Raw genomic sequence first — 578 nt, 5'->3', positions numbered from 1 at the left:
AGGAGAAGCGCATGACCGTGCAAGCACACACCGCCGACCGGCGCCTCGTCGTGCTCGCCGTCCTCGGCGTCGTCCTCGCGCTCACGGCCGCGATGTGGACGCTCGCGGGCTGCGCGCCGAAGGCGGAGCCCTCGGCTCCGGCGGCGTCCGAGCAGAAGGACGGGAACGGCGGCTCTTCGGCCATGGACGGCCAGCCGGTGAACTGGACGATGGACTCCGACTGCTCGATGTGCCACACCGTCGAGGCCGCGTCGGCGACCGACGCGTCCTGCCCGCAGGCCTCGGCCCACGAGGCCGAGGGCGTGACCTGCGTCCAGTGCCACACCGACGAGGCCGCGCTCTCGACCGAGCACGCCGACGTGAAGTTCGGCGACAAGGCCGCCACCAAGGCGACCGTGGTCACGGTGGACCCCGAGACCTGCATCTCGTGCCACGGCACGATGGAGGAGATGGCCGCCAAGACCGCGGACTCCACGGCGCTCACCGACGACAAGGGCACCACGGTGAACCCCCACGACGTCCCCTCGAACGAGAAGCACGAGGAGAACCCCGCCACGTGCACCGACTGCCACAACAAC

General features: G+C 70.8%; 1 protein-coding gene. It reads left to right on the top strand.

Annotated elements, in window-relative coordinates; all coding sequences use genetic code 11:
* Positions 1 to 11: 11 nt before the first annotated feature.
* Positions 12 to 578, top strand: a 567-nt coding sequence (locus HMPREF1023_RS14975) for a cytochrome c3 family protein (RefSeq protein WP_035579330.1), incomplete at its 3' end; no start/stop codon positions are given.

The organism is Eggerthella sp. 1_3_56FAA, assembly GCF_000185625.1.
GTDB lineage: Bacteria > Actinomycetota > Coriobacteriia > Coriobacteriales > Eggerthellaceae > Eggerthella > Eggerthella lenta.
The sequence above is the reverse complement of the archived record's forward strand: the minus strand, read 5'-3'. Positions and strand labels throughout refer to the sequence as shown.